Source organism: Mycobacterium sp. 012931, assembly GCF_000419295.1.
Classification (GTDB): Bacteria; Actinomycetota; Actinomycetes; order Mycobacteriales; family Mycobacteriaceae; genus Mycobacterium; species Mycobacterium marinum.
In genome coordinates this window covers 5102657-5124523 of record NZ_AOPX01000001.1, presented here as the reverse complement: position 1 = coordinate 5124523, position 21867 = coordinate 5102657, and the positions used below count along the sequence as shown (strand labels likewise).

Sequence of the window (21867 nt, the reverse complement as noted above, 5' to 3'; positions counted from 1 at the left end):
GTGCGGGTGTCAGCGCCGCTTGAGCCGAATCTTCCACCACACGATGGCGGTATAGGCGATCGACAACACCGCGAGCATGGCCATGTCGAACAGCCATGCGCTGGCCTTGTGGTCCCAGTGCTGGTCCTTCGGGTCGGTCGGGCCCGGCACCAGCCGGTGGGTGTCGATCGTCGACGCCGACGCCGCAAAAGCCCACCGGGCGGGCGTGAGCCAGGACAACTGGTCGAGCAGGAAGCGGTTGGTCACCCAGATCATGCCGCCGGAGAACACCAGCTGAGACATGATCGACACCACCAGCATCGGCATGATCTGGTCCTGGGACTGGGCCAGCGACGACAGGGCCATACCGAGCAGCGCCGAAGCGACGCACGTGGCGGCGACGGTGACGAACAGCTCGAATCTGACATCACCCAGCAGCACCGGGTCCGACAGCGGTTTGCCCCAGCCGACCACCGAAATCGTGGTGGCGATCGCCGCCTGAGTGACCGCAAAGGCGCAGAAGACCACGATCTTCGCGCCCATGTAGGCCGCCGTCGACAAGCCGACAGCCTGCTCTCGTCGGAAGATGGGACGCTCTCCGATGAGGTCACGGATGGTCAGCGCGGTACCCATGAACACCGCGCCGACATTGAGCATCACCAGAATCTGGTCGGGCTGGGCGGGATTGTTGCCCATCGGGTCCGACATGCCGTACCCGGTCTTGCCGCGCACGGTGAGGGTCAGTGTGCCGATCAGGAAGGGCAACAGCGCCAAGAACACCGTGTAACCCCGGTCGGAGATCACCAGCCGAATCTGGCGACGGGCCACCGTGGAGAACTGGTGCAGCACGTCGGTGTGCACCGGTTCGCCCAAGTCGACCGCCGGGCTGGCCTCGGACGGAAAGGCCGGCTGCTCCTGCTTCTGTTCCAGGAAACGGCGGTTGGCTTCGTCGGGGTCGGCGCCCACGTTGGTGAAGATGTCGGCCCAGTTGGCGGTGCCCATGGCCTGGCTGATTTCGCTGGGCGGGCCCAGAAAGGCCGTCTTGCCCCCCGGTGCCACCAGCAGAAGCTGGTCGCACACGTCGAGGTAGGCAACCGAGTGCGTCACGATGAGTACCACCCGACCGGCATCGGCCAACTGGCGCAGCATCAACATCACCTGCCGGTCCAGTGCGGGGTCCAAGCCGGTGGTCGGCTCGTCGAGAATCAGCAGTGACGGTCCAGTGAGCAGTTCCAGTGCCACCGACGCACGCTTGCGCTGGCCGCCGGAGAGTTTGTCGACGCGGGTTTCGGCGTGCTTGGTCAGTTCGAGCTCTTCGAGAACCTGGGCGACCACCTGGGCGCGGTCCTCTTTGCTGGTGTCGGGGGGAAGCCGTAGTTCGGCCGCGTAGCCGAGTGCCTGGCTGACGGTCAGCTGGCGATGCACCACATCGTCTTGCGGAACCATTCCGATCCGGCTGCGCATGGACGCGTATTCGGCATGGATGTTGTGGCCTTCGAAAGTCACCGTGCCCGAGCTGGGACTGGTATACCCGGCGATCAGCCGCGACAGCGTGGTCTTGCCGGCCCCGGACCCACCGATGATGGCGGTCAGCGTGCCGGGGCGCGCGGTCAGCGAGATGTGGTCGAGCAGCTGTTTTCCGCCGTCGACGGTGAAACAGACCGATTTGACCTCCAGGCCGCCGCTGCGGGTGGCCGCCTCGGTGCGGCGGATCAGGGTGCCGCCGGTGAACACCAGGTCGACGTTGCCGATGGTGACGACGTCGCCGTCGCTCAAGACCGCCGAACCCACCCGGACCCCGTTGACGAAGGTGCCGTTGACGCTGTGCGCGTCACGGATCTCGGTGCCCAACGGTGTCAGGGTCAGGAATGCGTGATGTCGCGACGCCAGAACGTCCGGGATGACGATGTCGTTATCGGTGGCCCGGCTAATGGTGACCGAGCCGGCCGGCCGCTCGGCGCCTCCGGACCTGGGTAGCAGCGCATGGAACATCTTGGTCGCGAGGTTGGCCACCTCGGGAGGCTTGGTGGCCTGCTGCGGCGGTTGCGGTCCGGGACGCGGTGGTGGCGGGGGGAAGTTCGACGGTGGTGGGGGTGCCGGGCTGGCGGGATACCCGGTGGGGCGCCACGGGGCCGAGCTACTCGGGTACATGGGCTGGCCCGTTCTGGCCGGACCGGGCGGTGCAGCCCCGGGGTGAAACCGCGCGGTCGGCGGCGCCTCGTGGCTGGTATGGCTTCCGGTCGATGTCGGCCCAAGCGCAACGGGGTGCTGACCGGAGGGGCGGACCATCGAAGGGGTGACCCGCATCGACTCGGTTTGGGGTGGGCGTCCCGCCATCCCCACGTGCCGCCCCACCTCGAAGCTCAGGAGCGGACCGTCGGGGTTTCCGATGTTCAGGCTCTGGCCGTCATAGATCTCGACCATGGGTACGCGACGGCCGTTGACGAACGTCTCGTTCAACGAATTGTTGTCGATCGCCAGCCATCGGCCCTGATCGAAACGCAGGAGGAGATGAGCACGCGAGATCAGCGGATGGGTGATCCGCATATCGGCGCGCAGGTCTCGTCCGACCACCACGTCGTGGCCCGCTGCGAAGGTGCGTTCTGATCCGTCGCAGCGAACGGTCAGCGCCGGCGGCGCAGGCTGAGGCATCGCATCAACTTTAGCCAAGCTCCCTTGTTACCCTGCTCCGCCGCGCTCACCGGAAACACCAGCATCCGCGCCGCAATGGGCCTGATACGGGTTGTCGCCGGCCGACCGAGCCTTCCGGCGCCTGCGCTTTGCTCACCGCAACCCTCGACGGGCAGCGATGGACAGGGCGGCTTGTTGTTCGGCAGCGGCGGTGGCACACCCATGCCGGGCAGTCTCATCGGCGGCACCGGCGGCACCGGCGGCACCGGCGGCGCCAGTGCCGGCAATCCGCCGGGAAGCCCCGGGGAAGATGGGAATGCGGGCATTGTCGGTGCCGGTGGGCTGTTGATCGGCGGGTAGGGCGAGCAGCACCGATTTCCTTGCCGGCACCCGACACGGATCGGGTCATCGGCTCAGTCCGGCGCCCCGGTGACCACACAGCGGGTGCGGCTGTAGATGGTCGGCATGCACTGGTTGCAGTGCGTGCAAGCCGAATGCACCCGGTTGCCTTCGGCGGCGATCCGGTTGATCAGATCCGGCTCGGCCAGCAGGGCACGTGCCATCGCGACGAACTCGAATCCCTCCGCCATGGCCAGATCCATGGTCTCGGGGTTGGTGATGCCGCCCAGCAAGATCAACGGCATCGACAACTCAGAGCGAAACAGCCGCGCATCCCGCAGCAGATAGGCGTCCCGATAGGGGTACTCCCGCAGGAACTTCTTGCCCATCATGCGCACCCCCCAGCGCATCGGGGGTTTGAAAGCGGCGGCGAACTCCTTGACCGGCGCATCGCCGCGGAACAGGTACATGGGGTTGACCAGCGAACTGCCCGCGGTCAGCTCGATCGCGTCCAGCCCACCGTCTTCTTCGAGCCATTTGGCGGTTCTCAGCGACTCCTCGGTGCTGATGCCGCCGCGAACCCCGTCGGCCATGTTGAGCTTGGCGGTCACCGCGACATGGCTGATCCCGTCCTTGTCCAGGGCGCCGCGGACGGCCCGCACCAATCCACGCGCGACCTTGGCCCGGTTCTCCAGCGAACCACCGAACTCGTCCGCGCGTCGGTTGATCAGCGGAGAAAGAAAGGAACTGGCCAGGTAGTTATGGCCCAAATGGATTTCCACGGCGTCGAAACCCGCCTCGACCGCCAACCGGGCGGCGTTGGCGTGCGCGGCCAGCACGCCGTCGATGTCATCGCGGGTCGCCCTCTTGGCAAACCGCATCGCGATCGGATTGAAGAATCGCACCGGGGCCAGGGCGGTCGCCTTGTTGGAACGGGCGTCGGCCACCGGGCCGGCGTGCCCGATCTGGGCGCTCACCGCCGCGCCCTCGGCGTGGATCGCCTCGGTGAGTCGGCGCAGCCCCGGCACCGCTTCCCGGCGCATCCAGATCTGTTCCCCGCTGGTGCGCCCGCCGGGGGAGACCGCGCAATAGGCGACGGTGGTCATGGCGATCCCGCCCGCGGCGGGTTGGCGGTGATATTCGATCAGATCGTCGGTCACCAGCGCATTGGGTGTCCGGGCCTCGAAGGTCGCCGCTTTGATGACGCGATTGCGCAGCGTCAGCGGGCCGAGCTGGGCGGGGCTGAGCACGTCCGGCGTGGGGGACATAAGGGCGAGCGTAATGGCGATCGCAAGCGCCGCACCCGGGTTTGCCGGCCGGGTGGCGCGGGGTCAGCCTGACCGGGCCCCGATGCGCTCATGCCAGACTGTCTGGCGTGGGCGCAATAACGCTGGATGGCAAGGCCACCCGCGACGAGATCTTCGTCGATCTCAAACAGCGGGTCTCGGAACTGAACGCATCGGGCCGCACACCCGGGCTGGCCACCATCTTGGTCGGTGAGGACCCGGGGTCACAGGCCTATGTGCGCGGCAAACACTCCGACTGCGCCAAGGTGGGCATCACATCGATCCGCCGCGACCTGCCGGCCGACATCTCGACCGCCACGCTCAACGAGACGATCGACGAACTCAACGCCAACCCGGACTGCACGGGCTACATCGTGCAGTTGCCGCTGCCGAAGCATCTGGACGAGAACGCCGCACTGGAGCGCATCGACCCGGGCAAGGACGCGGACGGCCTGCACCCCACTAACCTGGGCCGGCTGGTGCTCAACACACCGGCCCCGCTGCCCTGCACCCCGCGCGGCATCGTGCACCTGCTGCGCCGCTACGACGTCCCGATTGCGGGGGCACATGTGGTGGTGATCGGCCGGGGCGTGACGGTCGGGCGCCCCTTGGGGCTGCTGCTCACCCGCCGCTCGGAGAACGCCACGGTTACCCTGTGCCATACCGGAACCCGCGATTTGCCCACACTGACCAGGCAGGCCGACATCATCGTCGCCGCGGTCGGGGTGCCCCACATGTTGACCGCCGACATGGTGCGCCCCGGTGCCGCGGTCGTCGACGTGGGCGTGAGCCGAGTCGACGGCAAACTGGCCGGTGATGTGCATCCCGACGTATGGGAGGTCGCCGGCCACGTCTCGCCCAATCCCGGCGGCGTCGGACCGTTGACCCGGGCGTTTCTGTTGACCAACGTCGTAGAGCTGGCCGAACAGCGATGACCGTGCGGGATTTCGCCGGGCGCGCGCTGCGCGCTCAATGGCCAATCCTGCTGGTCGGGCTGATCTTCGCGGTGGCGTTCGCGCTGGCCGGGGCAAACTTCTGGCGCCGAGGTTCGTTGTTGATCGGAATCGGTGTGGGTGTGGCCGCCGCGCTGCGGTTGGTGTTGTCCGACGACCGGGCCGGCCTGCTGACGGTGCGCAGCAAAGCGACCGACTTCATCACCATGACCTCGGTCGGCGCCGCGATGGTCTACATCGCGTCCACGATCGATCCGCTTGGTACCGGCTGAGCCCTAGAACCCGGGTACGCCCGGTACGCCGGGTATGGCCGGCACCCCCGGAATGCCCTGCAGGGGGAGATTGCCGCTGGTCACATTGGCCATCACCGACGGGCAGTACATGGAAATCGCGATACTGGTGAAGGTAGCCGCCATCTCCGGAGACATGCCGCTACCGCCGGCGACGACCTTCGACGCCGCCGAATTGAAGGATCCACCCGGCTCGGACAGGACCGGGCACACACTTCGGCCCAATGCCTCCGTACCTCCCGCGTCGCCGTAGTTGACCCCGGCCGCGTTCAACGCGTTGATGAACGCGTCGTCGACGGAGTCGGCCTCAGCCGGCGCCGCGAGCGCGGCAGAAGCGGTCAGCAAGCCCGCGGCCCCCGCCAGCAGCCGAACGGTCAATGGTTGGTAGCGCCATGCCCTCATGCTTGCTCCCATCGGATTTGGAGCGCACCAGGGCCATCCGGGCACACTCAAGCAACCTCAGAAACCTTGCTCGCTCGTTGTCACATTTCGAACACGATGCCGTAAAAGTTTGCGCTCTATGTGTATTGGATCTCGGCCGGTATCCCAGCCTTCCGGTAGGTGATGGTGTTGCAACGACACGATCCCGTCACGGCGTGACGCAACACGTGATGCGGCAGTGCGGTTGGCCGCGCGGTGTATAATAATGCGGCCCATGATTTCTCGCCAGACGTTTCTTCGCGGCGCCGCCGCAGCGACGGCGGCCGGGTTGGGTTCGGCCCTATTCGGATCCGCACGTGCTGTGGCCGAACCGGTCAGTGGTTGGAGCGCTTTGGCGTCCTCCATCGGGGGCCGGGTGCTGCTGCCGAGCAACGGCGCCTCATTTACTTCCGGCAAGCAGGTTTTCAACTCGCTCTACAACAACTCGAACCCGGCGGCGGTGGTGACAGTCACGTCGCAGGCCGACGTGGAGAAGGCGGTCGCGTTCGCGGCCGCCAACAAGCTCAAGATCGCCCCGCGCGGCGGCGGACACTCCTACATTGGCGCGTCGACCGCCGTCGGTGCGATGGTGATCGACCTGCGTGGGCTGCCGGGCGGAGTGAATTTCGATGCCGGCAGCGGAACCGTCACGGTGCCCGCCGGGGTGAGTCTGACCGACGTGCACCAGGTGCTGGCCGGCGCCGGCCGGGCAATTCCGACCGGCAGCTGCCCGACCGTGGGTGTGGGCGGCTTGGCGCTCGGCGGCGGAATGGGCGCCGACTCCCGCCACGCCGGCCTTACCTGCGATGCGCTGCGGTCGGCTACCGTCGTGTTGCCCAGCGGAGAAACGGTGACCGCCTCCGCGGAGGATCATCCCGATTTGTTCTGGGCGTTGCGCGGTGGTGGGGGAGGGAACTTCGGGGTTACCACGGCGATGACGTTCGAGACGTTCCCGGTCGCCGACTCCGATGTGGTGCGCGTCGACTTCACTCCTTCGTCGGCGGCGCAGGTGCTGGCCGGCTGGCAGACCTGGCTGGCAGCGGCCGACCGCGACACCTGGGGCCTGGTCGACATGTCGGTAAGTGCCGCACAGGCCAATTGCCATGTGCTGGCGACATGTCCGGCGGGTGCGGGGCGGGGAGTGGCCGACGCGATCAAGTCCGTTGTCGGTGCGCAGCCCACCGGCATCGAGACCAAGACGTTCAACCACATGGAATTGGTGAAGTACCTGGCCGGCGGCAGCTCCGCGAGTTCACCGCGTGGCTTCGTGGCCGGATCCGATGTCATCGGCACCGTGAATTCCGCTGCAGCACAAGCAATTGTCGCGGCGGTGGGGAAATGGCCGCCGGCGTCGGGGCGGGCGTCGGCGCTGGTCGACACGCTTACCGGAGCGGTGGGTGACATCGACCCGACCGCTACCGCCTTCCCATGGCGGCGTCAGTCGGCGGTCGTGCAGTGGTATGTCGAGACGCCCAGCAGTGGGCAAACGGCCGCTGCCACCAAATGGATCAACTCCGCACACCAAGCGGTGCAACAGTTCTCGGTCGGCGGCTACGTCAACTATCTGGAAGCCAACACCGCGCCCTCGCGATACTTCGGGTCGAATCTGTCTCGGTTGACCCAAATCCGCCAGCGATACGACCCCAGCCGGTTGATGTACTCCGGACTCAACTTCTGACGGCTACCCCCTCGGGATCGGGCCGCTCGGGGGGGCAGCAGACGGGGTTGGTGACCCAGTAGCCGCCGGTGGGGGGACGGGTTTCACCGGCGAAGCCGTAGAGGTTGGCTGGGTGCGGTTTGCCAGTCGTGGCCGTACGCCCGGCCTGCGGTGCGCGCCACGCCCGGTGCGCGGGCGGCTTTCGCTGGGCCGATTTGGTTCTCCGAACGGTCTATCCACCCGTCGGATCATCCCCTAACGTCTTAGCTGTGCTCGACCACTCGATTTCCGCAGTGTTGCGGGAACGTGCCAGTCTGCGGCCCAGCGAGACCGCATTCACCTTCATCGATTACGAACGGGACTGGGCGGGGATTGCGGAAACTCTGACGTGGTCACAACTGCATCGGCGGACGTGCAACGTCGCGCGGGAGCTCAAAGCCTGCGGGGCGACCGGGGACCGCGCCGTGGTGCTGGCGCCGCAGGGACTTGACTACATCGTTGCGTTTCTCGGCGCACTGCAGGCCGGTCAGATCGCGGTTCCGCTCTCGGCTCCGCTGGGCGGGGCCAGCGACGAGCGCGTTGGTTCGGTGTTGCGCGACGCGTTGCCCTCGGCCATTCTCACCACGTCCCCGATCGCCGGCGACGTCGCCGAGTGCATCACGTTGACGCCGGGGGAGCGCGCGCCCTCAGTCATCGAGGTTGACCTGCTGGACCCCGACTCCGGGCAAGGACCCGCCGCCGAGTCCGACAGCGGGTCAGACATTGCGTATCTGCAGTACACCTCCGGGTCGACCCGGACGCCGGCGGGCGTCGTGGTCTCGCACAGAAACCTTCTGGCCAATGTCGAACAGGGCATGTCCGCCTATTTCGGCGACCACGGGCGCGCTGCCCCGCCCGACACGACCGCGGTGTCGTGGCTGCCGTTTTTTCACGACATGGGCTTGATGTTCGGAATCATCATGCCGCTGCTGGAGGGATTCCACAGCGTGCTCACCAGCCCGATATCGTTCTTGCAGCGCCCGGCCCGGTGGATGCAGTTGCTGGCCAGCAACTGTCAGGTGTTTTCGGCAGCACCGAACATCGCTTTCGAATTGGCGGCACGAAAGACATCAGACGACGACCTGGCCGGGCTTGACCTCGGCGGCGTGCGCAACATTCTCAGTGGTGCCGAGCGGGTACAACCCGCGACGCTGGCGCGCTTCGCGCAGCGGTTCGCCCGCTTCCACCTTCATCCCAGGGCACTACGGCCGTCATACGGGCTCGCGGAAGCCACCGTGTTCGTGGCAACCCGCGAATGGGGCCAACCGCCGGTGACCGTTTACTTCGACTCCGACGAACTGACCGCCGGCCACGCGAAGCGGTGCGCAACCGGGACCGGTACGGCGCTGATCAGTTACGGCGCAGCGCAATCGCCGACGGTACGCATCGTCGACCCGCAGACCGCCACCGAGTGTCCGGCCGGCGTGGTCGGCGAGATCTGGGTGCACGGCGACAACGTCGCGGCCGGCTACTGGCACCGGCCCCAAGAGACCGAACGCACCTTCGGCGCAACGCTTGTCGGCCCGTCGCCGGGCACACCACCGGGACCTTGGCTGAGAATCGGAGATTTGGGCGCCTTCTCCGAAGGAGAGCTGTTCATCATCGGCCGCATCAAGGATCTGCTGATCATCTACGGGCGCAACCACTCACCCGACGACATCGAGGCGACGATCCAGGAGGTCACTCGGGGCCGCTGCGTGGCGATAGCGGTTCCCGATGACGGCGGCGTCGAGAAGCTGGTTGTCATTGTCGAATTCAAGACGCGGGAGACGTCGCACGAGGCCACGATGCACCGAATGGGCGTCGTCCGCCGTGACGTCATCGCCGCGATATCGAAGACACACGGTCTCAATGTGGCGGATCTCGTTCTGGTGCCGCCCGGTTCGATTCCCCTGACCACAAGCGGCAAGGTCAGACGACGGGAGTGCCTGCAGCGGTATCTGCACGACGAGTTCACCCGCTTGGACGGGCAGCTCCGCGAACCCGGGCCGCGGGTGGCCGATGCCGCGGCTGCGGATGCGGACGCCGGGGCCGACTCAGGGTTGGTGCAACGGCTGCGGCTGCTGCGCCACCAGCAACATGACCTGCTGGTGGGGGTGGTGTGCGCGCAGGCGGCGACGGTTTTGGACTATCCCAGCCCCAACGACATCGACCCCGAGTGGGCGTTCCAGGACCTGGGATTCGATTCGGTGAAAGCCACCGAATTGCTTGACCGTCTGCAAACGGTCACCGAGTTGACATTGCCGCCAACCCTGGCTTTCGACTACCCCACGCCGGTCGCCTTGGCCACCCACCTGGGCCAGCTGTTGAGCGGATCGGTTGCGGTGGCCGCGCCGGTGCAGCCTCGGGTGAGCACCGATGAGCCGGTGGCCGTGGTGGGGATGGCGTGTCGGTTCCCGGGCGGCGTGGATTCGGCTGCGGCGCTATGGGATCTGGTCGCCGGCGGCACCGAGGCGGTGGGGGAGTTTCCGGCGGACCGGGGCTGGAACCTGGCGGAGTTGTTTGATCCCGATCCGGATGTGGTGGGCAAGACCTACGCCCGCGCTGGATCGTTTGTGGCCGACGTCGCCGGATTTGACGCCGAATTCTTCGGTATCTCGGCGCGGGAAGCCCAAACCATGGATCCCCAGCAGCGGTTGCTGCTGGAAGTGTGTTGGGAAGCGTTGGAAACCGCCCAGATTGATCCGGCCGCGTTGCTGCGCTCGAAGACCGGGGTGTTCGTCGGAGCGTGGTCACAGCAATACGGGAGGGATACGGCTTGACCGGTCTGTCCACCAGCGTGGCTTCCGGTCGTGTCGCCTATGCGCTGGGTTTGCAGGGGCCCGCCATCACCATCGACACGGCGTGCTCTTCGTCGCTGGTGGCCGCGCATTTGGCGTGTCAGTCCTTGCACACCGGAGAGTCGACTCTTGCCCTCGCCGGGGGCGTCACCGTGATGACCACGCCGGCGGTGTTCACCGAGTTCGCCCGGCAGCGCGGGCTGGCCGCAGATGGGCGCTGCAAAGCGTTTTCCGCCGCCGCCGATGGCACCGGCTGGGGCGAAGGGGCCGCGGTGCTGGTGCTGGAACGGCTCAGCGATGCAAATCGCAACGGCCACCCGGTGTTGGCGGTCATCGCCGGATCGGCGATCAACCAAGATGGCGCCTCAAACGGTTTGACCGCCCCCAGCGGGCCCGCTCAACAACGGGTCATCACCCAGGCCGTCGCCAACGCGGGTGTCGGGCTCGATGAGGTTGATGCCGTGGAGGCCCACGGCACCGGCACCACGCTGGGCGACCCGATCGAGGCCGGAGCCTTGATCGCCACTTACGGCGCTGCACATCACCCAGACCATCCACTGTGGCTGGGATCGATTAAATCGAACATCGGCCACACCCAAGCCGCAGCTGGTGTCGCCGGACTGATCAAGATGATCGCGGCCCTCAACCACGACAGTCTGCCGCCGACCCTCAACGTTGATCGCCCCAGCCCGCACGTCGACTGGTCGGCCGGCACCGTCCGCGTCCTCACCGAGCCGGTGCCCTGGCCGGTCACCGATCATCCCCGTACCGCGGCGGTGTCCTCGTTTGGAATCAGCGGCACCAACGCACATCTGATCCTGCAACAGGCCCCCACCCCGTCGAGCGGATCGCCTGAGCCGGCCGGTCGGCCCCAGCACGGTGCCGAACTCGGGCTGCCCATGTGGCCCGTTTCGGCGCGAACCCCGGCAGGGTTGGCTGCCCAAGCCGAACGGCTGCACCAACACCTGCTCCGCCATCGGGACCTCGATCTCACCGACGTGGGCTACAGCCTGGGCTGCACCCGCACCCACCACCCGCACCGGGCTGTCGTGACGGTGCCGGCCGCGAGCCCCGATCCCCGGGCTGAGCTGTTGGCGGCACTGCAGGCGTTGGCCGCCGGCGACCCGCACCCTCAACTCGTCCAACACCACCTACGGTCGACATCGGCGGGAAAGACCGTATTCGTCTTCCCCGGCCAGGGCGGCCAATACCCGGGCATGGCCGCCGAGCTATACCGCCGTCACCAGGTGTTCTCCCGTGCGCTTGACGAGTGTGATCAGGCTTTGTTCGGCTGGACAGGCTGGTCGGTAGGTGCCGTGGTGCGCGGTGAGCCCAGCGCCATGGCGCTGGAGCGGGTCGATGTGGTCCAACCGGTGTTGTTCGCGGTCATGGTGTCTTTGGCCCGCACCCTGATCAGCTACGGGATCGAACCGGACGCGGTGATCGGACATTCCCAGGGCGAGATTGCCGCGGCCTATGTCGCCGGGGTGTTCACCCTCGAGCAGGCCGCCAAAATCGTGGCACTGCGCAGTGCCGCCCTCGCGGATCTGTCCGGGACCGGGGGGATGGCGTCGGTGTTGCTCGGCGCTGACGAAGTGGCGGCGCGGCTGCGGCCTTACGGTGACGCGCTGACGGTCGCTGCGGTCAACGGCCCCACCCACACCATCATCAGCGGTGATCCCCCCGCGATTGAGGCGTTCGTCGCCGCCGGTGAGGTCGATGGCATCCAGATCCGTTCCATCACCGTCGATTACGCCTCACACTGCGGACAGGTCGAGCCGGCGCGCGAGCGCCTACTCGGCGAGTTGGCCGGGTTGACCCCGGCGCCGGGACGGATTGCCTTGTATTCCACCGTGCATGGCGTCACGTCGGACCAGCCGTTGGACACCACCACGATGACCGCCGACTACTGGTACGCCAACCTGCGACAACCGGTCCGCTTCTACGACAGCATCAAAGTTCTGCTGGCCGCTGCCGAGCAGGTGTTTGTGGAAATATCCCCGCACCCGGTGCTGGCCCCGGCCATCACCGACACCTTGGCCGCCAGCAACGGGCGACGCCCCGGCTCGGTGGTGATTCCGACCCTGCATCGCGAGCGACCCGACCTGGACGCCCTGACTACGACGCTGGCGCGGTTGCAGGTTCATGGTCGTAGCCCGGCCTGGCCGGTGGTGTATCCGCACGCCCGCCCGGTGCCGCTGCCGACGTATCCGTTCCAGCACCATCGGTATTGGCTCACAACGGGACCGGGCAATGACGCGGCTGGTCTTGGTCTGGATCGCATCGGGCATCCATTGTTGGGGGCGATCACCGCGTTGGCGGACCGAGACGAGGTGATCGCCACTGGCCGGTTGGCTCTTGGTGTGCAGGGCTGGCTTGGCGCTCACCGGGTGGGCGATGTGGTGGTGCTGCCGGGCACCGCCTTCGTCGACATGGCGTTGGCGGTCGGGGATTACGTGGGGTGCCCGGCCGTTGCCGAACTGGTGTTGCACGCCCCCCTGGTGCTTGCCGAAGACACGCCGACCGATATCCAGATCGGCGTGGCCGGCGCCGATGGGGGTGCACGGCGCGCGTTCAACGTCCATGCCCGCACCGGTACCGGCCACCGCGGCGAGACGGGGTGGGTGTTACATGCCAGCGGAATCCTGGCCGCCGAACCAGCCGCTGCCGGCCAACCTCCCATGGCGGCCTTGCCGGTGACGGAATTCGATGTCGCGGACTTCTACCAGCGGCTGGCCGACCGCGGTCTGCACTATGGCCCTCCGTTCTGCTCGGTGCTCGGGATCGGCCACGAGCCGGCCGACCCCGACCACATCTACGCCGAGGTGGCCCTGCCCGCCGGAACCGACATCACCGGCTACGGAATCCACCCGGCTCTGCTGGACGCCGCGCTGCATCCGATGGCCGCCGCCCTGGGCGCCGGGGCGGACTCGGAGTCGGCGGCGGTCCGGCTTCCGTTCGTCTTGAGCGGGGTCACCCTGCATGCGACCGCGGCCACCCGGCTGCAGGTGTGGCTGACCCGCAGCAGTGCCGACACCTTCACCCTGTACGCCAGCGATCCCGCCGGCGCGCCGGTGATCAGCATCGACACGGTTGTTGTGCGGGCCCTACCCGACCTGGCGACTCTCACCCCACCCACGACGGCGACGTCATCCGGGCGGGGCTTGTGGGAGCTGGCCTGGCCACCGCTGTCCTCGGCCGGCGCGCCCGGTGCCGCCGCCGTGGCCGAGCCGCCGGCGTGGGTGGTGGTTGCCGAAGATCCCGATGCCGTCTCGGCTGGTCTGCGCAACGGCGTCAGGAGCCCCGATTTGGATGCCGTGCGGCCATGTCCCCCGGTGGTGATTTGGTCCTTGTCCCCGCCGGATCTTCGCGGCGATGACGATGCCGTCATGTCGAGCATGCATTCGCTGACCCGACACGCGTTGGCCGCGGTTGCGGCCTGGTTGGCCCGCCCCGACACGGCCGAGACGGTGCTGGTGGTTCTGACCTGTCGCGCGGTGGCGATCAACGCCTCTGAGCGGGCGCCGAATCCGGCTCAGGCAGCGGTGTGGGCGCTGCTGCACAGCGCCCAAAGCGGGCACCCGGGCCGGATCCGGTTGGTCGACACCGACCACGCCGCCAGCAGTACCGACACGCTGCTACAACTGCTGGGCAGCTGCACGGGTACGGGCGGTGAACCCCAGCTGGCCCTGCGCGCCGGTGTCGCTCACATGCCCCGGCTGGCCCCGGCCCGGGCGTTGACCCCACCCCCACCCCGCACTGGCGGCTAATCGCCAGCGGTAGCGGGGATTTGGCCGACCTGACCCTGGCCCCCACCCCCGCACCAGCAGAACTGGGGCCCGGCCAGATCCGAGTGCAGATCCGCGCTGCGGGCTTGAACTCCGATGATGTGGCGGTCGCGTCAGCCGCGACCAGCCACCGCGACGCTGGTGGTGAGGGCCAACAAGACCACCAAGGGCTTGGGGTGGAAGCTGCCGGGATCGTCATCGACACCGCCGGCGATGTCGACGACTTCGCGCCGGGGGATGCGGTGATGGGGATCTTCCCCAATAACGCATTCGCCCCCACCGCGGCCACCGATCACCGCGCTGTGGTGGCGATCCCGCCGGGCTGGTCCTGCCCCCAAGCGGCCTCGGTCCCGGTCGCGTTTGTGACCGCATACAGCGCTCTGATCGATATCGCGGCGCTCCGCGCCGGACAGCGGGTGCTCATCCACTCCGGCGCCGGTGCGGTTGGCCGGGCCGCGATCCGCATTGCGCAGCACCTGGGTGCCGAGGTGTTCGCGACCGCCGATCCCGCCGAGCAGCACATCCTGCGCGGGTTGGGCATTCCCGAGGATCACATCGCTTCCTCCCGCGCCCGGGACTTCGGCGACACCTTGGCCGCGGCCACCGGCGGGCGCGGGATGGACGTGGTCTTGAACGATCTGCGCGGCGATCTTGTCGATGCGTCGCTGCGGCTACTGGCCGCGCCCGGGTGCTTTGTCGAGATCGCCAGACGCGACATCCGGGAAGCCACCGACGTCGCACAAACCCATCCCGGCCTGAGATACGTCGTCTACGACATCAGCACGGCCACGCCCGAACGGCTGCAACGCACCTGGGCCGCGGTGAGCGAGCTGATCAATGCCGCGGTCATCGAGCCCCCGCCCGTGACGGCCTACGGGCTGCTGCGCGCTCGCCAAGCGTTTCGGGATATCAGCGAGGCCCGGCCTACCGGGAAAATCGTGCTCATCGCCCCTGCGGCACTCGACCCGGCGGGCACCGTGTTGATCACCGGGGGCACCGGCATGCTCGGCGGCCTGTTCGCCGAACACCTGCTCACTCACTACGGTGTGCGCCGGCTGCTGTTGACGTCCCGACGCGGCCCCAGCGGCGTCGGGGCGGCCGAGCTTGCGGAGCGCCTGAATGGGTTGGGTGCCCAGGTCACCATCAGCGCCTGCGACTGTGCCGACCCCGCCCAGTTGGCGGCCCTGATCGACTCGATTCCCACCGAGCACCCGCTGACCGCGGTCATCCATGCTGCCGGAGTGCTCGACGACGCGGTGACGAGCCAACTCACCGCACAGCAGCTCGACACCGTGCTGGCCGCCAAAGCCGATAGCGCCTGGCACCTACACCAGTTAACCGCCAACACCGAGCTGGCCGCGTTCGTGTTGTTCTCCTCTGCCGCCGGGGTCCTGGGGGCCCCGGGACAGGCCAACTACGTCGCGGCCAACGCCGTCCTGGACGCCCTGGCCCGCGAGCGCGGGCCAGGAGCCACCAGTCTGGCCTGGGGGTATTGGCAGCCCTCCTCGGGGATGACCGGCCACCTCGATGCCCGCGATCAAGCCCGCCTGACCCGCAGCGGCATGGTCCCGATCACCACCAGCGCGGGTCTGGCTCTCTTCGACGCTGCCCTTGGCGTGCAGCACCCCAATCTGATCCCGGCCCCGCTGAGCACCCGAGCGCTGGCGGCCCTGGCCCGCGAGAGCAGCCTGCCCCCGATCTTCTCGGCGCTGATCAGCACCCGGCCCCAAGCCGCCATGGCCGACTCACGCGCGCTCGGCGCCCGGCTGGCGGGACTGACCCCCGAGCAACAACACGCCATGCTGACCAAACTGGTCCTCACCGCCACCGCGGCGGTGCTGGCACACCCGGACCCGGCCGCCATGGACCCGGACCAGCCGTTCAAAGACCTCGGTATCGACTCGCTCAGCGCGCTGGAACTGCGCGGAGCCCTGTCGGCCCAATCCGGAGTGGACCTGCCGGCCACTCTCATCTTCGACCACCCCAGCCCCGCCAGCGTTGCCGTCCACCTGGCCGACCTGCTCAGCGTCGCCGCGGTGCCCGCGGCCGCGGCGGCTCAGGTCGGCAAGCGTGCCGCCGAGCCGGCCGACGATAGGCTCGCCTACCTGGATCAAGCGGCATTCCTCGGGCTGCGGGCGGGCTACGGCTCGCTGATCCAGATGATTTGGATCTACGACCGGGCCGTCGATGTCGAGGGGTTGCGGCGTTTCCACCGCAATCTCGGATGCGGGTTGTTGGGACGCCGGATCGAGCGGTCTCCGTTGCCGTTCGCGCGTGATCGCTGGGTCTCGGCTCCGGTTTCGCAGAAGATCGACTTCGCCACAACGCCACGACGGCGCGCAGATGTGGGCGCATGGGCCGATGAGCGGGCGCGCCTGCCCATCGATCCGGAGTGGGGGCCGGGCTGGCATCTTGGCGTCGTTGGACTCGATGACGGCGGCACCGCGGTGAGCCTGGTGGCTTCGCACACGATCGCCGACGCGATCGCTTTCGGCCAGGCGGTGGTCAATGCGGCCGAGGGGAGGACCCAGGATCTGGGTTATCCGGCTGCGGGGTCGCGCATCCTCCGGCGGGCGCTGCGCGAGGATCTCCGGCAAACCGTCAATGAGCTGCCCAAGATCGCGCACGCGTTCGGCGGTGTGGTTCGTCGGCTTCGCCGCGATCGCCAGGAACTGCAATCCTCGATCAAAGCGGCCCCGCCGCCGCCGCGGATGGCCGGTGGCGACCATTCCGTCGAGGTGCCTGCCGTGACCGCCTACATCGACCTGGCGGACTGGGATGCGTGCGCCAAAAGGCTTGGTGCGAAGAGTAACTCGCTTGTGGGAGGGGTTGCCTGCAGACTGGCGGCGAGGGTTGGGCGGGTTCAGGGCGACGGAACGGTCACCCTGCGCATTGTGGTGTCGCTTCGCACCCAAGACGACACCCGTGGCAACGCACTGACGGCCGTTGACGTCGCGGTCGACCCGGCACACGCGGCGACAGACCTCAGGGAGATGCACGCCAAGATCACCCGGGCAATCCTGGAAGGGATGGAGGATCTCGACAACGAGTTCTTGGCGCCGCTGCCACTGGCGGCGATAACTCCGAGGTGGGTGGCCAGGAGGCTGGTTGGGATGGCAGCGGGTGGCCCCACTCTCCCCGTCACTTGCTCCAATGTCGGTGACGTGCCTCCGGCCGCCAACCGGCCCGACGGCACCGATGCCGACTTCGCCTACATCAGACTGGTCGAGCCCGATATCGCCAAAAGCGTGCTCGAGGGCACCGGTGGACGAATGCTGCTGGCTTCGGGGCGGGGCCGCGGCAAGATGTGCATCGGAATCTCTGCGTATCTTGTCGGTCATTCCAACACCAAAGATGAGCTGCGCGAGGTCGTTTCACGTACCTTCGCCGAATTCGGTCTGAATGCGGAGATCGACTGTTAGCGGGCGGGGCCATTGCGCGGCTTGGGAACTCCGCTGACGCTAGCGCCCACGCCCCGGCAGACCGACATGCCCCGGGTTCACCTTGACGTTGGGCAGGTTGATGTTCGGCACGCTGACGTTGGGCACGACTTGTTCGACCGAGTTGAGGTTTGGCACCTTGGCGTCGATGTCCACCGACACGCCCGGGATGCCGAGGTCATCGAGGGGCAGGTCATGGATCGGGGCCGAGCTCGGTTGGATGTGCGGTGAGCTGGCGGGAAAGGCGGCCAGGGTCGCCGCCACACCAGCGGCGGCAGCCGCGAGGATGGTGCAGAGATAGATACGCCTGAGTTGCATGGCGGTTTCCTTCCGACGGGGCCGGGCTGGGGTGCCGGCTCGCGACGACGGGCGACTCGGCTTACTGGCACCGGTCCTTGAAGTCGACCACGGGCTGACGGATGCCGTCCAGGTCGGCTTTCACGTCCGGGTTGGCATTGAGGTAATTCTGCACGTTCTCACGCATTGCATCGCGTTCCTGCCCCCTGAGCCCGGTGAAGAATTCGTTGACATCGGGATGGGTGAACAGATAGGTCGAGGTCGCGGCGGCAACGCCGGCGGAGATGCCGGCCAGGTCGGCGGTCGTGCAGTTGGGTGGGGGATCGGCGACGGCGATCGCCGCGCTGCCCAGCAGCATCGCGGCGCCCAGCGCCCCGGTTGCGATCCCAACCGCGATCGTGCGGTATCCGGTAGGGGCTGCGAGCGACATGGCTGCCTCCTCGGGTTTGTCGAGCACTGCGATCAAGTTCATCGCGCAGACCAGCTGCCTGACGAGGGCCGAAAGTCCCATGCTGGTCGCGAGGCCGGCCGGAGGAGGCGGCCGGGATCTTCGTGTCGGTGCTGCCTGGCTAGGCGGCCAGGGTCGCGCTCACGCACACCGTGACGTACGGCAATGCCAGACCGGCCGAGTTGGCCAGCGCCGGATGCGTGGCCAACAGCTCACGCACCTGATCGAGGGTCTTGGTGCGGACCTCGGCCGGTGAGGTGATGCAGTAGCTGCGCGATGCGACCAAGTCGATCAACGCTTGCGGGGTCAGGTAATTGGTCCACTCCACGTGATGGCGCGCCACACCCGTGAACGGTTCGGGCAGCGTGACTTTGTCGCGCACCGGGTCGCTGTCGCGCCCGATGATCCGGCCCAACTCGCGTACCCAGCCGAGCCGCTCGTCGCGGGTGTTCCACACCAGTCCCAGCCGGCCGCCGGGCCGCAGCACCCGGGCCACCTCGGGGATCGCCCGCGCCGGATCCACCCAATGCCAGGCCTGGGCGACCAGAACGGCATCAACGCTGTTGTCTTCCAACGGTATCTCTTCGGCGGTACCCAGCAGCGCCAGCGTTCTCGGCAGCGACGCGCGCAGCACCTCGAGCATCTCGGGAATGGGGTCTACGGCGACCACATCGAGTCCGCGTTCGACCAGGCGGGTCGTCAACTTGCCGGTCCCCGCACCAAGATCGAGAACATCGCGCGCCCCTGCCGGCAGCAGCCAGTCGATCGCTTCGGGTGGATAAGACGGGCGGCCCCGCTCGTATGCGGCCGCCGCCGAACCGAACGACAGCGATGGGTCCTGGGCGGACCCGCTCACCATGGACGCGAGCTTCGGTCTTCGGCCAATCGCAGTGTCTTGTGGATCAATTCACCGACGGCCTCGGACTCCACCAGAAACCCGTCGTGGCCACGGATGGAATCGACGACCTCCAGCCCGGCGCATCCGGGCAACAGATCGGCCAGCTCCTGCTGCAACCGCAGTGGGTAGAGGCGATCGGAGGTGATGCCACCGACGACCACCGGGACCGGGCACCCCCGCAGCGCAGCGTGTATCCCGTCCCTGCCGCGGCCGACATCGTGTCTGTTGAGAGCCTCGGTCAGGATCACATAACTACCGGCATCGAAGCGGGCCAGCAGCTTGTCGCCCTGATGTTCCAGGTAGCTCTGGATCGCGTAGCGCCCGCCGTCCGCGGGATCCTCGCCGCCCTGACCGTCGTTGGCGAACCGGCTGTCGAGTTCGATCTCGCCGCGGTAGGTCAGGTGTGCGAAACGGCGGGCGACCTTCAGCCCGGCTTCGGGCTTGCAGCCGGTCTCGTGATAGTCGCCGTTTCGCCAATTCGGGTCAGCCTTGATGGCTGCGATTTGCGTTGTCTGAGTGCCGATCTGGTCAGCGGTGGCGCGCGCACCCACCGCCAGCAGCAGCGCCGAGCGCACCCGATCGGGATGGCCGACAATCCACTCCAGCGCGCGGGCGCCGCCCATGGATCCGCCGACCACGGCGGCAACCTGGGTGATGCCCAGCGCCGCCAGGGCGGCCATGTCGGCTTCCACCTGGTCGCGCACCGAGATCAAGGGAAATCTCGAGCCCCAGGGTTTTCCGTCCCGGGCAAGTGAGCTGGGGCCGGTGGAGCCGCGGCAACCACCCAGCACGTTGGTGGCTACCGCGCACCAACGGTTGGTGTCGATCGGCGCGCCCGGGCCGACGATCCCGTCCCACCAGCCCGGGGTGGAATGCCCGGGGCCGGCGGGGCCGGTGACGTGCGAATCACCGGTGAGCGCGTGCAACACCATCACCACGTTGTCGCGGGTGGGGGACAACTCGCCCCAGCGCTGCAACGCGATGCAGACGTTGTCGATGACCGCACCGCTTTCCAGGCGCAGTGACCCGATATCGACCAGGCGCACTTCGCCTTCGGCGGGCAGTGTTTGGGTGGGCACGTCGGAGATCGTCACGTCGGTGCTCCTCAGATGGCTGCTACTGCCTGTGAATCGCCGCTGAACTTGCGTGCCGCGGCGAACCCGAGCTCCAGGTCGGCCAGGATGTCTTCTATACCCTCGATGCCCACTGCTAAACGCACCAGTCCCGGACTGACGCCGGTGGACAGCTGCTCGGCCGGGCTCAGCTGGGCGTGGGTGGTCGATGCCGGATGGATCACCAGCGAGCGCACATCGCCGATGTTGGCGACGTGGCTGTGCAGTTTGAGCGCATTCACGAATGCTTTACCGGCCTCGACGCCGCCGGCCAACTCGAACGACAGCACCGCCCCGGTTCCCTTGGGGGACAGCTTCTTTGCCCGCTCATGCCACGGCGAACCGGGTAGTCCGGCGTAGTTGACCGTGACGACGTCCTCGCGGTCGGCCAGGAACTCTGCGACGCGCTGCGCGTTGGAAACGTGCCGTTCGATCCGCAGGCTCAGAGTTTCCAGGCCCTGGGCCACCAGGAAGGCGTTGAACGGCGAGGCCGCCGACCCCAAGTCGCGCAGCAGCTGGACGCGTGCCTTGAGGGCATAGGCCGGCGCGCCCAACTCGGCAAACACCACGCCGTGGTAGCTGGGGTCCGGTGTGGTGAATTCGGGAAAACGGCCCTGCGTCCAGTCGAATGTGCCGCCATCGACGATCACACCCGCGATCGCGGCGCCGTGCCCGCCCAGGTACTTGGTGGCCGAGTGCACGACGATGTCGGCGCCCTGCGTGAACGGCCGAATCAGGTACGGCGTGGCGATGGTGTTGTCGACGATCAGCGGTATCCCGTTGCGGTGGGCGACTTCAGCAACCCCGGGGGTGTCGAGCAGGTCGATCTGCGGGTTGGAGATGGTCTCACCAAAAAACGCCTTGGTGTTGGGCCGCACCGCCGCCTGCCACGAGTCCAGGTTGTCGGGGTCGTCGACGAAGCTGACCTCGATCCCCAGCTTTGCTAGCGAGTAATGGAACAGGTTGTAGGTGCCGCCGTAGAGGCGGGGGCTGGACACGATGTGATCGCCCGCGCCGGCCAGGTTGAGGATGGCGAAGGTTTCCGCGGCCTGACCGGAGGACAGGAACAGCGCGGCGACCCCACCTTCGAGCGCGGCGATGCGCTGCTCGACCACATCGGTAGTGGGGTTGCCCAGCCGCGTGTAGATGTTGCCGGGAACCTCCAGGCCGAACAAAGCGGCAGCGTGCGCCGTGTTTTCGAAGGTGTACGAGGTGGTTTGGTAGATCGGCAGCGCCCGCGCGTTGGTGGCGGAATCGGGCTGCTGGCCGGCGTGGATCTGCTTGGTTTCAAATGACCAATGCGCGGTCGGATCTGCGTCAGTGCTGGTGTTTTCGGCGCTCATGAGGCTACTTTCCCTGTCTGCTCAGGGGCCCGTCATGGCGGACCCGCGCTTGCCGTGTAGCCGACTGTGGCTACTCAACCTGGTCATCACCCGGGGCACCCCACCGCGGTTGGAGGGTTGCCGGCCAGCAAGCCGGGGCTTGACGCTGGCGCTCATGACCGATCTGA

12 protein-coding genes, 1 pseudogene and 1 riboswitch are annotated in these 21867 nt (G+C 67.5%); of the genes and pseudogenes, 5 read left to right on the top strand and 8 right to left on the bottom strand.

Annotated features, from left to right (window positions below; genetic code table 11):
* Positions 1-9: 9 nt before the first annotated feature.
* Entirely contained in the window at positions 10-2631 is a 2622-nt protein-coding gene (locus tag MMSP_RS22415) for an ATP-binding cassette domain-containing protein (RefSeq protein ID WP_020788465.1), read from the bottom strand.
* A 24-nt stretch (positions 2632-2655) separates the two neighbouring features.
* Here MMSP_RS22415 and MMSP_RS27675 point away from each other — a divergent pair, with 24 nt between their 5' ends.
* Positions 2656-2970 (top strand): hypothetical protein, encoded by a 315-nt coding sequence (locus tag MMSP_RS27675; RefSeq protein WP_051153720.1) that lies wholly within the window; start codon positions 2656-2658, stop codon positions 2968-2970.
* A gap of 53 nt (positions 2971-3023) precedes the next feature.
* Here the strand turns inward: MMSP_RS27675 and MMSP_RS22405 are convergent, their stop codons facing one another.
* On the bottom strand, positions 3024-4217 hold the full coding sequence (locus tag MMSP_RS22405) for an NADH:flavin oxidoreductase (protein ID WP_020788463.1): 1194 nt from the start codon (positions 4215-4217) through the stop codon (positions 3024-3026).
* A gap of 107 nt (positions 4218-4324) precedes the next feature.
* On the opposite strand from MMSP_RS22405, the gene MMSP_RS22400 reads away from it, so the two are divergent.
* Both MMSP_RS22400 and MMSP_RS22395 read left to right on the top strand, forming a co-directional pair.
* Positions 4325-5170 (top strand): bifunctional methylenetetrahydrofolate dehydrogenase/methenyltetrahydrofolate cyclohydrolase, encoded by an 846-nt coding sequence (locus MMSP_RS22400; RefSeq protein WP_020788462.1) that lies wholly within the window; start codon positions 4325-4327, stop codon positions 5168-5170.
* Entirely contained in the window at positions 5167-5460 is a 294-nt protein-coding gene (locus MMSP_RS22395; protein ID WP_011739583.1) for a DUF3017 domain-containing protein, read from the top strand. The genes MMSP_RS22400 and MMSP_RS22395 overlap by 4 nt, the downstream gene beginning before the upstream one ends.
* 3 nt (positions 5461-5463) lie before the next feature.
* On the opposite strand, the gene MMSP_RS22390 is transcribed toward MMSP_RS22395, so the two are convergent.
* Positions 5464-5880 (bottom strand): DUF732 domain-containing protein, encoded by a 417-nt coding sequence (locus MMSP_RS22390; protein ID WP_020788461.1) that lies wholly within the window; start codon positions 5878-5880, stop codon positions 5464-5466.
* Between the two features lie 244 nt (positions 5881-6124).
* Between MMSP_RS22390 and MMSP_RS22385 the strand changes: the two genes are divergently transcribed.
* Both MMSP_RS22385 and MMSP_RS29980 read left to right on the top strand, forming a co-directional pair.
* Positions 6125-7576: an FAD-binding oxidoreductase gene (locus MMSP_RS22385; protein ID WP_020788460.1), complete on the top strand. Its 1452-nt coding sequence runs from the start codon at positions 6125-6127 to the stop codon at positions 7574-7576.
* A gap of 248 nt (positions 7577-7824) precedes the next feature.
* Positions 7825-17584 (top strand): annotated as a pseudogene (locus MMSP_RS29980) (fatty-acid--AMP ligase).
* Between the two features lie 39 nt (positions 17585-17623).
* Here MMSP_RS29980 and MMSP_RS22375 read toward each other — a convergent pair.
* The 5 genes from MMSP_RS22375 to MMSP_RS22355 all read right to left on the bottom strand — a co-directional run bounded on the left by MMSP_RS22375 (position 17624) and on the right by MMSP_RS22355 (position 21700).
* Positions 17624-17920 (bottom strand): hypothetical protein, encoded by a 297-nt coding sequence (locus tag MMSP_RS22375; RefSeq protein WP_011739587.1) that lies wholly within the window; start codon positions 17918-17920, stop codon positions 17624-17626.
* Between the two features lie 61 nt (positions 17921-17981).
* On the bottom strand, positions 17982-18329 hold the full coding sequence (locus MMSP_RS22370; RefSeq protein WP_015354773.1) for a heme-binding protein: 348 nt from the start codon (positions 18327-18329) through the stop codon (positions 17982-17984).
* A 139-nt stretch (positions 18330-18468) separates the two neighbouring features.
* Positions 18469-19206, bottom strand: coding sequence for a class I SAM-dependent methyltransferase (locus tag MMSP_RS22365; protein ID WP_011739589.1), 738 nt, complete (start codon positions 19204-19206; stop codon positions 18469-18471).
* On the bottom strand, positions 19200-20339 hold the full coding sequence (locus MMSP_RS22360; RefSeq protein ID WP_020788455.1) for a homoserine O-acetyltransferase: 1140 nt from the start codon (positions 20337-20339) through the stop codon (positions 19200-19202). The genes MMSP_RS22365 and MMSP_RS22360 overlap by 7 nt, the downstream gene beginning before the upstream one ends.
* An 11-nt stretch (positions 20340-20350) precedes the next feature.
* Positions 20351-21700 (bottom strand): bifunctional o-acetylhomoserine/o-acetylserine sulfhydrylase, encoded by a 1350-nt coding sequence (locus tag MMSP_RS22355; protein ID WP_012393065.1) that lies wholly within the window; start codon positions 21698-21700, stop codon positions 20351-20353.
* 40 nt (positions 21701-21740) lie between these two features.
* Positions 21741-21860: riboswitch (SAM riboswitch) on the bottom strand.
* Positions 21861-21867 lie beyond the last annotated feature (7 nt).